This window comes from Enterobacter cloacae complex sp. P2B, from assembly GCF_014895985.1.
Classification (GTDB): domain Bacteria; phylum Pseudomonadota; class Gammaproteobacteria; order Enterobacterales; family Enterobacteriaceae; genus Enterobacter; species Enterobacter bugandensis.
Window position 1 is genome coordinate 38,363 of the sequence record NZ_JADBQQ010000016.1, and the last position, 13,370, is coordinate 51,732.

12 protein-coding genes are annotated in these 13,370 nt (G+C 58.4%); 6 read left to right on the forward strand and 6 right to left on the reverse strand.

The window, feature by feature from the left end:
- Nucleotides 1-26 precede the first annotated feature (26 nt).
- The 4 genes from fdhE to fdnG are packed head-to-tail and all read right to left on the reverse strand — an operon-like array spanning nucleotide 27 to nucleotide 5,550.
- Nucleotides 27-956 (reverse strand): formate dehydrogenase accessory protein FdhE, encoded by a 930-nt coding sequence (gene fdhE / locus IM313_RS14730; RefSeq protein ID WP_028014872.1) that lies wholly within the window; start codon nucleotides 954-956, stop codon nucleotides 27-29.
- Nucleotides 953-1,588: a formate dehydrogenase cytochrome b556 subunit gene (gene fdoI / locus IM313_RS14735; RefSeq protein WP_015569914.1), complete on the reverse strand. Its 636-nt coding sequence runs from the start codon at nucleotides 1,586-1,588 to the stop codon at nucleotides 953-955. The genes fdhE and fdoI overlap by 4 nt, the downstream gene beginning before the upstream one ends.
- On the reverse strand, nucleotides 1,585-2,487 hold the full coding sequence (gene fdxH, locus IM313_RS14740; RefSeq protein WP_014072386.1) for a formate dehydrogenase subunit beta: 903 nt from the start codon (nucleotides 2,485-2,487) through the stop codon (nucleotides 1,585-1,587). Before fdxH ends, fdoI begins: the two co-directional genes overlap by 4 nt.
- 12 nt (nucleotides 2,488-2,499) lie before the next feature.
- The gene (fdnG, locus tag IM313_RS14745; protein WP_192972062.1) at nucleotides 2,500-5,550 is read right to left on the reverse strand and encodes a formate dehydrogenase-N subunit alpha; all 3,051 of its coding nucleotides are present in this window, start codon (nucleotides 5,548-5,550) and stop codon (nucleotides 2,500-2,502) included.
- Between the two features lie 371 nt (nucleotides 5,551-5,921).
- On the opposite strand from fdnG, the gene fdhD reads away from it, so the two are divergent.
- The gene (fdhD, locus tag IM313_RS14750) at nucleotides 5,922-6,758 is read left to right on the forward strand and encodes a formate dehydrogenase accessory sulfurtransferase FdhD (RefSeq protein ID WP_049000043.1); all 837 of its coding nucleotides are present in this window, start codon (nucleotides 5,922-5,924) and stop codon (nucleotides 6,756-6,758) included.
- 114 nt (nucleotides 6,759-6,872) lie between these two features.
- On the forward strand, nucleotides 6,873-7,085 hold the full coding sequence (locus IM313_RS14755; RefSeq protein ID WP_028014869.1) for a DUF1471 domain-containing protein: 213 nt from the start codon (nucleotides 6,873-6,875) through the stop codon (nucleotides 7,083-7,085).
- Between the two features lie 40 nt (nucleotides 7,086-7,125).
- Here IM313_RS14755 and IM313_RS14760 read toward each other — a convergent pair whose 3' ends face one another.
- Both IM313_RS14760 and IM313_RS14765 read right to left on the reverse strand, forming a co-directional pair.
- A complete protein-coding gene (locus IM313_RS14760; protein WP_028014868.1) occupies nucleotides 7,126-7,449 on the reverse strand; it encodes an AzlD domain-containing protein in 324 nt (107 codons plus the stop codon).
- A complete protein-coding gene (locus tag IM313_RS14765; RefSeq protein WP_028014867.1) occupies nucleotides 7,449-8,108 on the reverse strand; it encodes an AzlC family ABC transporter permease in 660 nt (219 codons plus the stop codon). Before IM313_RS14765 ends, IM313_RS14760 begins: the two co-directional genes overlap by 1 nt.
- Before the next feature lie 103 nt (nucleotides 8,109-8,211).
- Between IM313_RS14765 and IM313_RS14770 the strand changes: the two genes are divergently transcribed.
- The 4 genes from IM313_RS14770 to IM313_RS14785 all read left to right on the forward strand — a co-directional run bounded on the left by IM313_RS14770 (nucleotide 8,212) and on the right by IM313_RS14785 (nucleotide 13,317).
- Nucleotides 8,212-8,760, forward strand: coding sequence for a helix-turn-helix domain-containing protein (locus IM313_RS14770; protein WP_003861973.1), 549 nt, complete (start codon nucleotides 8,212-8,214; stop codon nucleotides 8,758-8,760).
- 17 nt (nucleotides 8,761-8,777) lie between these two features.
- The gene (locus IM313_RS14775; RefSeq protein WP_028014866.1) at nucleotides 8,778-9,773 is read left to right on the forward strand and encodes a LacI family DNA-binding transcriptional regulator; all 996 of its coding nucleotides are present in this window, start codon (nucleotides 8,778-8,780) and stop codon (nucleotides 9,771-9,773) included.
- A gap of 104 nt (nucleotides 9,774-9,877) precedes the next feature.
- A complete protein-coding gene (locus tag IM313_RS14780; RefSeq protein ID WP_049000044.1) occupies nucleotides 9,878-12,001 on the forward strand; it encodes an alpha-galactosidase in 2,124 nt (707 codons plus the stop codon).
- Nucleotides 12,002-12,045: 44 nt separating this feature from the next.
- Nucleotides 12,046-13,317 carry an MFS transporter gene (locus IM313_RS14785; protein WP_192972064.1) on the forward strand — a complete coding sequence of 424 codons (1,272 nt, stop codon included), beginning with the start codon at nucleotides 12,046-12,048 and terminating at the stop codon, nucleotides 13,315-13,317.
- The last annotated feature ends 53 nt before the right edge of the window (nucleotides 13,318-13,370 follow it).

Sequence of the window (13,370 nt, forward strand, 5' to 3'; positions counted from 1 at the left end):
GCGCCGCCCGGCACTCTCACAGGAGATTACTCCCCTTCACCCGGGAACAGGAACGGGTTGATCGAGCTGCGGGCAAAGCCCTCCTGCTCCATCTTCGCATCCAGAATCAGCGAGGCGAGATCGTCCGCCACCGCTTCGACTTTCGGGTCTTTTTCCTGATACAGGATCTTCAGGTAGGTTCCGCAGTCGCCGCAGCTTTCGGCTTTCACCGCCGCGTCTTCATTTTCCAGCGACCAGTAGTTGAGATCGCGAGTCTGCTCGCAGTTGCTGCACTTCACGCGCACCACGTGCCACTCGGTTTCACACAGGTTGCAGTGCAGGTAGCGCAGCCCCTGCGTGGTCCCAATCTGCACCATGCTGGAGACCGGCATTGAGCCGCAGACCGGGCAGAACTGGCGCGCTTCGCCGTATTCGGCGCGGGCTTTGCCCGGGATCAGGCTCGCCATTTGCGCCCAGTAGAGCGACAGCGCGGCCCAGATAAACGGCGCTTTATCGCTGCTGACCAGCGAGAAGTCGGAGGCAAACAGCGCGCTCGCCATCTCTTCCAGCTCCAGGTCAGAGGCTTTTTCCAGGTTCTCAATGACAGCCAGCGCGGTGCCGCTCATCTCCGGCTTCAGCTCGGCAATCAGCGAATGAAGCAGCTTATGCCAGTGCTTGTCGCGCGGCAGGACGTGAATATCCAGCGGCGGCTTGCCCTGCTCGTTAGCTTCTTTGATGCGCGCGGTCAGGTCCATTTGCAGCGGGTGGTCGTACAGCACCACCTCCTGCGCATGGGCGACCAGCGCGGCAAAACGCAGAAAATCGCCCAGCGGGTTGTTCTCTGCCAGCTCGCGCAGACGCTCTGCGCGGCGGTTGTAGAGGTTCTTGAGTCTGGGGAATAACAACGGCGGAATATACTCCGCCGTACGTTTCTCGCTCGACCCCAGCTCATCTTGCGGGATTATGCGAATACTCATTCAGATGACTTTTCCTGTTTCTGGCGGACTTCACGGTACCAGCGCGGGTGATGTTTCTTCGCCCACGTTTTGGTTACCCATCCTTCCACCATCGCGGTAATGGTGCCTTTCACCCAGAGGGCGGCGTAAATATGCACCATGATAACCACAATTAACGCCACTGCGGCAAATGAATGCAGCATTAGCGCAAATCGGATCACCGGGATTGAGAAAGCAGGCGCAAAGTACGGACGCCAGATGATCACGCCGCTCACCAGCAACAGGACCAGGAAGATAATCGCCGCCCAGAATACGCATTTCTGGCCGAAGTTATAACGCCCGGTATCACCCACTTCCTCGTTGACGACGATCTTACGAATATTCTTCGCCCAAAAGATATCATCCCGATTGATTAGGTTATGGTGCCAGTAGCGGAAAAACATGATGATAAACGAGGCAAACATCACCACACCCACGAACGGGTGAAGGATGCGCGCCAGCTGCGGCGTGCCCAGGATCTGCATCAGCCAGTTGAAGGAGGGGAAGAAGAACCCCAGCCCGCTTATCGCCGCCAGCATGAAGCAGAAGGCGGTGACCCAGTGGTTGATGCGTTCCGGCGCGGTGTAGCGCACGATGGTGTCACGTTTTCTCATTTGCGCACCTCGTCTTTCTCTTCATGCAGGTTGTCGTCTTCCTCTTCCGCACGGTTCGGACCGACGCCGACGTAGTGGAAGATGCTCGCTGCGAAGGTGGCAGCAAAGCCCACCGCGGCCAGCGGTTTCCAGATGCCTTTCCAGAACTTCACGGTGGCGCTGATTTCCGGGTTCTCCGGCAGGCCGTGATACAGGTTCGGCTTGTCGGCGTGGTGCAGCACGTACATCACGTGCGTACCGCCAACCCCGGCCGGATCGTACAGGCCCGCGTTGTCGTAACCACGGGTTTTCAACTCGCCCACGCGCTCTGCCGCCAGCGTTTTCATATCCTCTTTGGAGCCAAAGTGGATAGCGCCGGTTGGGCAGGTCTTCACGCATGCAGGCTCCTGGCCCACGTTAACGCGGTCCACGCACAGGGTGCATTTGTAGACGCGGTTGTCTTCCGGGTTCAGGCGCGGCACGTCGAACGGACAGCCCGCGATGCAGTAGCCGCAGCCAATGCACTGCTCGGACTGGAAGTCGACGATGCCGTTGGCATACTGAATGATAGCCCCTTCTGACGGACACGCCTTCAGGCAGCCCGGATCCGCGCAGTGCATACAGCCGTCTTTGCGGATAAGCCATTCCAGTTTGTCGTTCTGCTCCACTTCCGAGAAACGCATTACCGTCCAGGACTTGGCGGTCAGGTCTGCCGGGTTGTCGTACACCCCGACGTTGTGACCCACTTCGTCACGGATGTCGTTCCACTCAGAGCAGGCCACCTGACAGGCTTTACAGCCGATACAGGTGGTCACGTCGATCAGCTTCGCCACTTCCTGCTGGTGGTCCCGCGCCTGAGGCGCGGGCGTGAAACCGTTAGTCGCGGAACGACGGATAATGTCTTGAGATTGATAAGCCATAAGTCGTCTCCGTTACACCTTTTCCACGTTCACGAGGAAGGCCTTAAACTCCGGCGTCTGCGTGTTCGCATCACCGACGAACGGCGTCAGGGTATTCGCAATGAACCCTTTTTTCGCCACGCCCTCATAGCCCCAGTGAATTGGGATGCCGATGGTATCCACCTGCTGACCGTGAACGTTCAGCGTGCGAATACGCTTGGTCACTACCGCCTTGGCCTTGATGTAGCCGCGGTTAGAGGAGACCTTCACGGTATCGCCATGGGCAATGCCGAGCTTGTTCGCCAGCTTCTCGCCGATCTCCACAAACTGTTCCGGCTGCGCGATGGCGTTAAGCAGCGCGTGCTTGGTCCAGTAGTGGAAGTGCTCGGTCAGACGGTAAGTGGTGCCCACGTACGGGAACTTGTCTTTTTTACCCAGCGCTTCAAAGTCGCCCTTGAAGATACGCGCTGCTGGGTTAGAGACCACGTTCGGGTGCAGCGGGTTGGTGCCCAGCGGCGTCTCAAACGGCTCGTAGTGTTCCGGGAACGGCCCTTCCGCCATCTTGTCGATAGCAAACAGGCGCCCCATCCCTTCAGGCTGCATGATAAACGGCCCAACGTCGCTGCCTGGTGCGGCAGTGCTGTAGTCCGGAATATCCACGCCGCCCCATTTCGCGCCGTCCCACTTCAGCAGCTGACGCTTCGGATCCCACGGGTTACCCTGCGGGTCAGCGGAGGCACGGTTATAGAGGATGCGGCGGTTCAGCGGCCATGCCCATGCCCAGCCCAGCGTATTGCCGAGGCCCGACGGGTCGGCGTTGTCACGGTTGGCCATCTGGTTGCCTTTCGGCGTCCAGCTACCGGCAAAGATCCAGCAGCCGCTGGAGGTGGTACCGTCATCGCGCAGGTGGGCGAAGGTGCTGAGCTGGTCGCCTTTCTTCGCCAGAACCGCGCCGGTGACCGGGTCGATAACGTCCGCCAGCGCCTTACCGTTGCTCTCCATGGCCACTTCTTCCGGCGCAGGATTTTCCGGCGTCGAGTAGTTCCAGGTCATGTTCAGCACCGGCTCAGGGTTCGCGCCGCCTTCTGCCGCATACATCTTACGCAGGCGTAAGAAGATACCGGCCAGGATCTCGCCGTCGTTCATGGCGATGCCCGGGGCGTCCGCGCCTTTCCAGTGCCACTGCAGCCAGCGGCCGGAGTTGACGATAGAACCGTTCTCTTCCGCGAAGCAGGTAGACGGCAGGCGGAACACTTCGGTCTGAATCTTCGACGGATCGACGTCGTTCGACTCGCCGTGGTTCTGCCAGAAGGTCGAGGTCTCGGTGTTGAGCGGGTCAATCGTTACCAGGAACTTCAGCTTCGAGAGAGACTCGACAACCTTGTTCTTGTTCGGGAACGACGCCACCGGGTTAAAGCCCTGGCAGATATAGCCGTTGACCTGGCCCTGGTGCATCATTTCGAAGTACTGGAGAACGTCGTAACCTTTGTCCCACTTCGGCAGCCAGTCAAAGCCCCAGCTGTTTTCCGCCGTCGCTTTGTCGCCGTAGAAGGCTTTCATCAGCGAGACGAAGAACTTCGGATAGTTGCCCCAGTAGTTCACCTGGCCTTCGAGCAGCGGTTTTGGCGTGCTGGCCGTCAGGTAGGTCTGCAGGTCAGTCTGTTTCTCGCTTGGCAGGTTCATGTAACCCGTCAGGCTCTGAGACAGCAGGCCGAGGTCGGTCAAACCCTGGATGTTAGAGTGACCGCGCAGGGCATTCACGCCGCCGCCTGCCATCCCCATGTTGCCGAGCAGCAGCTGCACCATTGCCATCGTACGGATGTTCTGCGCGCCGATGGAGTGCTGCGTCCAGCCGAGTGCATACAGGAACGACGCGGTTTTGTCCTTCGCGCTGGTCTCCGCGATCAGCTCGCAGACCTTCAGGAAGTCCGCCTTCGGCGTGCCGCAGATGTTCTCAACAACGTCCGGCGTGTAGCGGGAAACGTGCTCTTTCAGCAGGTTCCATACGCAGCGCGGGTGTTGAAGAGTGGTGTCGCGCTTCGCAAAGCCTTTCTCATCCAGCTCGTAGTTCCAGCTGGTTTTGTCGTACTTGCGTTTTTCAGCGTCGTAACCGCTAAACAGGCCATCTTCGAAGTGGTAATCCTCACGCACGATCAGGCTGGCGTTGGTATAGGCTTCGGTGTATTCGCGGTTGTATTTTTCGTGGGTCATCAGGTACAGCAGTACGCCTGACAGGAAAGTAATGTCAGTACCTGAACGAATAGGGGTGTAGAAATCCGCCACTGACGCAGTACGCGTGAAGCGGGGATCGATCACAATCAGTTTCGCACCGTTGTGGATTTTGGCTTCCATCGCCCAGCGGAACCCGACCGGGTGCGCTTCAGCGGCGTTACCGCCCATCACCACAATGAGGTTGGCGTTCTTGATGTCGACCCAGTGGTTGGTCATCGCACCGCGACCAAATGTTGGAGCAAGACTTGCTACCGTTGGTCCGTGTCAGACACGCGCCTGGTTGTCGACCGCGAGCATACCGAGTGCGCGCGTGAATTTCTGGGTTAAATAGCCGGTTTCGTTGCTGGAGGCAGAAGCACACAGCATCCCGGTGGAGAGCCAGCGGTTGACCGTGACGCCGTCGGCGTTCTTCTCAATAAAGTTGGCATCGCGGTCTTCTTTAATATGTTTTGCGATGCGGTCAAACGCCTCTTCCCAGCTGATTTGCTGCCATTTATCGGAGCCAGGCGCGCGATATTCCGGGAATTTCAGACGGCTTTCGGAGTGGATAAAGTCCACCAGACCGGCCCCTTTCGGGCACAGCGCGCCGCGGTTGACCGGATGGTCCGGGTCGCCTTCGATATGGAAAATAGACGCTTTGGCGTTTTTCGCACCGTCGCCGAGGCTATACATCAACAGCCCACAGCCGACGGAGCAGTACGTACAGGTGTTACGGGTTTCGCGGGTGCGCAGCAGTTTGTACTGCCGCGTTTCCGCCAGCGCTACGCCGGGCGCAAAGCCCAGTGCCGCCGCCGTGGTGCCTGCCATACCGCCAGCGCAGATCTTAAAGAACTGCCTTCTGCTGACCTGCATGGGTCACTCCTTGTTCGACATTGCTTATATATGTAGTTTTAACTTCGCGGTTGAGAATTGACCGCAAAGGAGAAAAATTTGCGTTAATCCCTCATTTCTCCGAGGGATATCATCAGAATACCACAATGTCGGTATACCTGTTCCAACGGCGTTAATACAAAGTGAACGTATTATCACTGTGTTGATTATAAAGTGTGACACTGATCACACTATAAGCTCTGCATGTTAAAGGGGTGTAGCGGGGGTCGGGTTGCACCTCTTCTTAATGAGTAGGACAATGAGTGTCGAAAAGTTGATCCATACTATGCGTAAGGCCTGCGGTTTATGCTGCAATAGCAGGCTTACTTCCGTGGTTGTTCAGGAATACCGCTGTGTCTAAACAAAACCGTGCTACCCGCTTATCGCCACTGCCTGCGGGCATTGTGGAAATGTCGGTACGCAGACCGCCCCACATTACCCATGCCACACCCGATTTTCTGGCTGAAGAAGTGCCCGTTGCCCTCGTTTACAACGGTATTTCGCACGTGGTGATGATGGCCTCACCCAAAGATCTCGAACTTTTCGCCATCGGTTTTTCCCTCTCAGAAGGCATCATTTCGCACCCGCAGGAGATCTACGGCATGGACGTGGTTCAGGCGTGTAACGGTCTTGAAGTGCAAATCGAACTCTCCAGCCGCCGCTTTATGGGGCTGAAAGAGCGCCGCCGCGCGCTGGCCGGGCGTACCGGGTGCGGTGTCTGTGGTGTTGAGCAGCTTAATGATATTGGCAAGCCCGTTGCGCCACTGCCGTTTACCCAGACCTTCAATCTGGCGCATCTCGACCGTGCGCTGGAAAATCTCAACGATGTTCAGCCCATCGGCCAACTGAGCGGCTGCACGCACGCGGCGGCGTGGGTATTGCCGTCAGGAGATATTGCTGGAGGGCATGAGGACGTGGGCCGCCACGTCGCGCTCGACAAGCTATTAGGCCGTCGTGCGGGGGAGAGCGATCTCTGGCAGCAGGGCGCGGCGCTTGTTTCCAGCCGCGCCAGCTATGAGATGGTGCAGAAGTCCGCGATGTGCGGCGTGGAAATTCTGTTTGCGGTGTCGGCGGCAACCACGCTGGCGGTGGAGGTGGCGGAGCGCTGCAATCTGACGCTGGTGGGGTTCTGCAAGCCGGGCAGGGCGACAATTTATACCCATCCGCAGCGGTTAATGGTTGATCAGTAATTTTGAACGATAATAGCAAATCCTTCCGCTTTTAGTTGTTCAGGATGAGGGCTAGTATTTATCTCATCAAGGCACGGTGCCTTACCTAAACAACTTAATGAAAGGGTTTATATCATGAAAAGCATCAAAACTTTTGTCGCTGTAATCGCTCTGGCTACTTCTTTCGGTTCTTTCGCTGCACAGACAGTGACCGCCTCTGCTTCCACCATTGATAGCGCAGAAGCGAAAATCGCGGCTCAGGCTCAGGAAGCGGGCGCGTCATCCTACAAAATTACCCAGGCGTTCACCGGTAACCGCGTACACATGACCGCTGAACTGAACAAATAATTTCGCCATACCGTCGAAAGAGCGCCCCTGGGGCGCTTTTTTAGTTTATACCCGCCAGACGCAGCAGCGCCGTCACCACCGCCGCCGCGACGATCACCACAATTAACGGCATTTTTCGCCATGCCAGGAACACCGCGAACCCCACGCCCAGCACGCGCGCCATGCCCGCAAAATGTTCCCCTTCATAAAACGTGGTCGCCAGCGCGACGGAGAACAGCAAAACGGTAGCCGCATCGGAAAGCAGCGCCTGCGATCGTTCAGAAAGCGCCAGCCGGTTGCCCAGCTTTGCCCCGCCGAGACGCATCAGGTAGGTTCCGGCAGAAAGAATGGCGATGCCGAGAATAAAAAACGTCATATTTCCCATTATTTTTTCCTCGCAGCGAGACCGAGTAACGAAAGCAGAACCGGTAAACCCACCGGGGCAAACGGCACGGCAGCCAGTGATAGCGCGGCACCGCTGCAGGCGCGGATCAGCGTGGTACGGTTTTTAAACGCGGGAACCACTAACGCCAGCAGGATCGCCGGAAACACCGCGTCCAGCCCGATGGTCTCCGGGTCCGGCAGCAGTTTACCGACCATGGCACCCAGCAGCGCCCCCACCGGCCAGATAATCGCCACGCCTAAACCGCACAGCCAGTAGGCCGCTTTACGCTGCTCGGGCGTTTTTTGCGACAGGCCAAACACCACGCTTTCATCGTTCATGATGTGACAGCCGAGATAGCTCAAACCCCGTTTGCCCACCAGTTCACGCACCGTCACGCCAAACGGCACATGGCGCGCGTTGACCAGCAAACCGGCGGCCGCTGCCGCCAGCGGGTTACCTCCGCTTGCCACAATGCCGATAAACATAAACTCGGATGCGCCCGCCAGCACCGTGAGGGAAAGCACAAACGGCACCCACAGCGGAAAACCGTAGGCCATCGCCAGGGAGCCGTAAGACATGCCGACCACGCCTACCGCGAGGCAGACCAAAATTATCGCTTTTATCGTGTCGCCTTTCAGGCAAGAGAGGGGATTCTTCATATCATTTTAGCCATATCGAACGTATTTCCATTATAATGAACGCATCAAAATCGTTTTACAAGATGAACGAATCGTTCGTTATAGAGAGACAGAGGCCGTTTTTATGACGCAGCCAATCAGCGTGATCGCCAAAAGTCTGGTGCGGGAACGCCTGCGAACCGGGCTGTCACTGGCGGAAATTGCCCGCCGTGCCGGGATCGCCAAATCTACGCTTTCTCAGCTGGAGTCTGGCAACGGCAATCCTAGCCTGGAAACGCTCTGGTCGCTTTGCGTGGCGCTGGATATCCCGTTTGCCCGGTTACTGGAGCCGCAGCAGCCCGTCACGCAGGTGATCCGCCGCGGCGAGGGCACCAAGGTGGTTGCCGGGCAGGCAAACTACGAGGCGATTTTGCTGGCGGCGTGTCCGCCGGGCGCGCGTCGTGATATCTATCTGCTGCTGACGCAGCCGGGCGCAGACCGTATTTCCCAGCCGCATCCGCCGGGGTCGGTTGAGCATATTATCGTGACCCAGGGGCGGGCGATGGTCGGCCTGATCGACGCGGCGGAAGAACTCGGCCCGGGCGATTACATTTGCTACCCTGCCGACCAGCCGCATATCTTTAAGGCGCTGGAGCCAGACACCCACGCCCTTCTGGTGGCGGAACAAAATTAACGAAGATACGGAAAATCATGTCGCTCAAAGCCATTGCTAAAGAACTGGGGCTGTCCGTCACTACCGTCAGCCGCGCCCTCAACGGGTATGACGATGTTTCTGCTGAGACGCGCGCCCGCGTGGAGGCGGAGGCCCAGCGCCGTGGTTACCGACCTAATACGTTTGCGCGCCGCCTGAAGATGGGCAAAATTGATGCCGTCGGCCTCGTTTTTCCCGTGCATCCTGTTCCGCTCAATAACAGCGTTTTTATGGACATGGTCGGCGAAATTAGCCACGAACTGGCGCGACATGAGATCGACCTGCTGCTCATCGCCGACGATGATCTGGCGGATAAGCACAGCTATATGCGCATGGTGCAAAGCCGCCGCGTGGATGCGCTGATTGTGGCCCACACGCTGGATCACGATCCGCGACTTGAACAGCTGCAGGCCGTCGGATTCCCTTTTCTGGCGCTTGGCCGCAGTCAGCTGCCGCAGCCGTACGCGTGGTTCGACTTCGACAACTATGCTGGCACGTACCAGGCCACCCGCTGGCTGATTGAGAAAGGCCATCAGCGCATCGCCCTGCTGGGCGAAAGCAATAATCAGGCATTTATCACCCAGCGGCGACAGGGCTACCTGGACGCGCTGCGGGAAGCCGGGCTCTCCAGCGAATGGCTGCGCGCTATGCCCCCTTCGCGCCGCGTGGGGTATGCCACCACGAAAGAACTTCTCTCCCTGCCGCAGCCCCCCACGGCCATCATTACCGACTGCAACACCCACGGCGACGGCGCGGCGATGGCGCTGGCGGAACTGGGCCGCCTGACAGGCGAGAACGCCGTTGCGCTGGTGGTTTATGACGGACTTCCGCAGGACAGCATCGTTGATGCTGACGTGGCGGCAGTGATCCAGTCCACTCGTCAGGGCGTCGGGAAACAGATTGCCGATATGGTGCGCCAGCTGATTAACGGCGACGACGTCGAACGGCTCCAGGTGCTCTGGCAGCCCGAATTCTTCCCGGGCCAGACGGCCTAAACCGCGTAAATTTCCAAACCCGATCACAGATCCGAAACGTTTTGGTTTGTATCCGAAACGTTTCGGATCAACACTCAAGGCATCCCGACGACAGGAGATGTCTGATGCAAGATGCCATTTTACGACTCGAAAGCACCACGGTTGACGTGGTGATAAAAACCCAACCGTTCGCCGAAATTCTCTACTGGGGGCCGCACCTTCAGCACTTTTCGCCGCAGAATGTCGCTACGCTGGCGCGGCCGGTGGCAAACGGCAGGCTGGATGTGGACTCCCCGGTGACGCTGATGGCCGAGCTGGGGCACGGGCTGTTTGGCTCGCCCGGTATTGAGGGGCATCGCCAGGGGCTGGACGGTTCCCCGGTGTTTAAAACCACGCAGGTGCAGCAGGACGTAAACACCCTGACGATAACCGCCGAAGATGAATGCGCGGGGCTGCGTCTGACCAGCGAGCTGACGCTGGAGGCTAGCGGCGTGCTGGTGGTGCGCCATGGGTTAACCAACCTGAAAGCGCTGGCGTGGCAGGTGGACCGATTCGCCGTCACGCTGCCGGTGGCCGAGCGCGCGCGGGAGGTAATGGCCTTTCACGGACGCTGGATCAGAGAATTTCAGCCGCACCGCGTCACGCTTGAACACGACAGCTTTATCATTGAAAACCGTCGGGGTAAAACGTCCCACGAACATTTCCCGGCGCTGATCGCCGGTACGCCATCGTTCAGCGAAATGCAGGGCGACGTCTGGGGCGTGCATCTGGGCTGGAGCGGCAACCACCGCCTGCGCGCCGAAGCGAAAACCGATGGTCGCCGTTATATACAGGCCGAAGCGCTCTACCTGCCGGGTGAAATGGCGATTGAAGAGGGCGAAACGCTCTGGACGCCGCGCCTGTATGCCAGTTATTCCCCGCACGGGCTGAACGGCATGAGCCAGCAGTTCCACCGCTATCTGCGCGACAGCATCATCCGCTTCCCGGAAAACAAACCGCGCCCGGTACACCTCAATACCTGGGAGGGGATCTACTTCAGCCACGATCCGGAGTACATCATGCGCATGGCCGACGAGGCCGCCGCGCTGGGCGTGGAGCGCTTTATCATTGACGACGGCTGGTTCAAAGGCCGCAACGACGACCATGCCGCGCTGGGCGACTGGTACCTGGATGAGAAAAAATACCCGAACGGCCTGACGCCGGTAATCAGTCACGTTAAACGGCTCGGCATGGAGTTTGGCATCTGGATCGAGCCGGAGATGATTAACCCGGATTCCGATCTGTATCGCGCGCATCCTGACTGGGTGCTGGCGCTGCCGGGCTACACGCAGGCGACCGGGCGGCACCAGCTGGTGCTCAATCTCAACATCCCGCAGGCCTTTGATTATCTCGTGGAGCGCATGAGCTGGCTGCTGGGCGAGCATGCGGTTGACTATGTGAAATGGGACATGAACCGCGAGCTGGTGCAGCCCGGGCACAACGGTAAAGCCGCCGCCGACGCGCAGACCCGCCAGTTTTACCACCTGCTGGATGTGCTGGGCGAGCGCTTCCCGCACATTGAGTTTGAATCCTGTTCCTCCGGAGGCGGGCGAATCGATTATGAAGTGCTGACCCGCAGCCACCGCTTCTGGGCGTCCGATAACAACGACGCGCTGGAGCGCAACACGATCCAGCGCGGCATGAGCTACTTCTTCCCGCCGGAGGTGATGGGGGCGCATATCGGTCATCATAAATGTCACGCCACCTTCCGCCAGCACAGCATCGCTTTCCGTGGGCTGACGGCGCTGTTTGGGCATATGGGGCTGGAGCTGGATCCGCTCACCGTCGATGCGCAGGAGCGTGAGGGCTATCGCCATTACGCCGCGCTGTATAAGCGGTGGCGCGAGGTGATTCATCACGGTACCCAGTGGCGCGTGGACATGCCGGATGCCACCACGCTGGCGCAGGGTATAGTGAGTGAAGACAAAGCGCAGGGGCTGTTTATGGTCAGCCAGCTCGCGATGCCGGATTACACCCTGATGATGCCGCTGCGCATGCCGGGGCTAGACGCCAGCGCACAGTACCGCATCACGCTGCAGGATCACCCGAACATTCAGATCACGGGCGAGGGCGGACACACCATGCGCAAGCTGCCGGCGTGGATGGAAGCCCCTCAAACGGCAAGCGGCGAATGGCTGATGCGGGCGGGTATTGCGCTGCCGATTCTGGATCCGGAAACCGCCATTCTGATTGGCGTAGAACGCGTGTAAAGGTGACGGGCCGGGCAACCGGCCCTCCGTTGAGGATAAAAATAATGAACACAACAACCTGTACCCACAAAGACAACCCCAATTTCTGGATCTTCGGGCTGTTCTTCTTTCTCTACTTCTTCATCATGGCCACCTGCTTTCCGTTCCTGCCAATCTGGCTGTCGGACATCATCGGTCTGAACAAAACCCATACCGGGATTGTCTTCTCCTGCATCTCGCTGTCGGCCATTGCCTTCCAGCCGGTGCTGGGTGTCATTTCGGACAAGCTGGGGCTGAAAAAACACCTGCTGTGGATCATCTCGGTGCTGCTGTTTCTGTTCGCGCCGTTTTTCCTGTACGTCTTCGCGCCACTGTTGAAAACCAATATCTGGCTGGGCGCGCTGAGCGGCGGGCTGTATATCGGCTTTGTTTTTTCAGCCGGATCCGGGGCCATTGAGGCCTACATTGAACGCGTGAGCCGCAACAGCCTCTTTGAATATGGTAAGGCGCGCATGTTTGGCTGCCTCGGCTGGGGGCTGTGCGCCTCAACGGGCGGCATCCTGTTCGGCATCGATCCGTCGTATGTTTTCTGGATGGGATCGGCGGCGGCACTTTTGCTGATGCTGTTGCTGGTGGTCGCGAAACCGAAGCCCAACCAGACGGCGCAGGTGATGAACGCCCTGGGCGCGAACCAGCCGCAGATCACCGCTAAAACCGTGTTCAACCTGTTCCGCCAGCGCAGAATGTGGATGTTCATCCTGTACGTGATTGGCGTGGCCTGCGTGTATGACGTTTTCGACCAGCAGTTTGCCACCTTCTTTAAAACCTTCTTCGCCACGCCGCAGGAAGGGACCCGTGCCTTTGGTTTTGCCACCACGGCGGGGGAGATTTGTAACGCCATCATCATGTTCTGCTCGCCGTGGATCATTAACCGCATCGGCGCGAAGAACACGTTGCTGATCGCCGGGGTGATTATGGCGACGCGCATTATCGGCTCGTCGTTTGCCACCACCGCCGTGGAGGTGATCGCCCTGAAGATGCTGCACGCGCTGGAGGTCCCGTTCCTGCTGGTGGGGGCATTCAAATACATTACCGGAGTGTTTGATACGCGCCTGTCGGCCACCATCTATCTGATTGGTTTTCAGTTTGCCAAACAGTCGGCAGCGATTTTCCTCTCCGCCTTTGCCGGAAATATGTATGACCGGATCGGCTTTCAGGAGACGTATCTGATGCTGGGCTGTTTCGTGCTGGCGATTACGGTGGTATCGGCGTTTACGCTGAGCAGCAGGCGGGAGATTGCTGCACGAAGTAACACGGTGGAGGCGAACCAGGCATAGGCGCTGTAAAACGACGAAACCCACCAGAGGTGGGTTTCATAAATCGCTTTGCC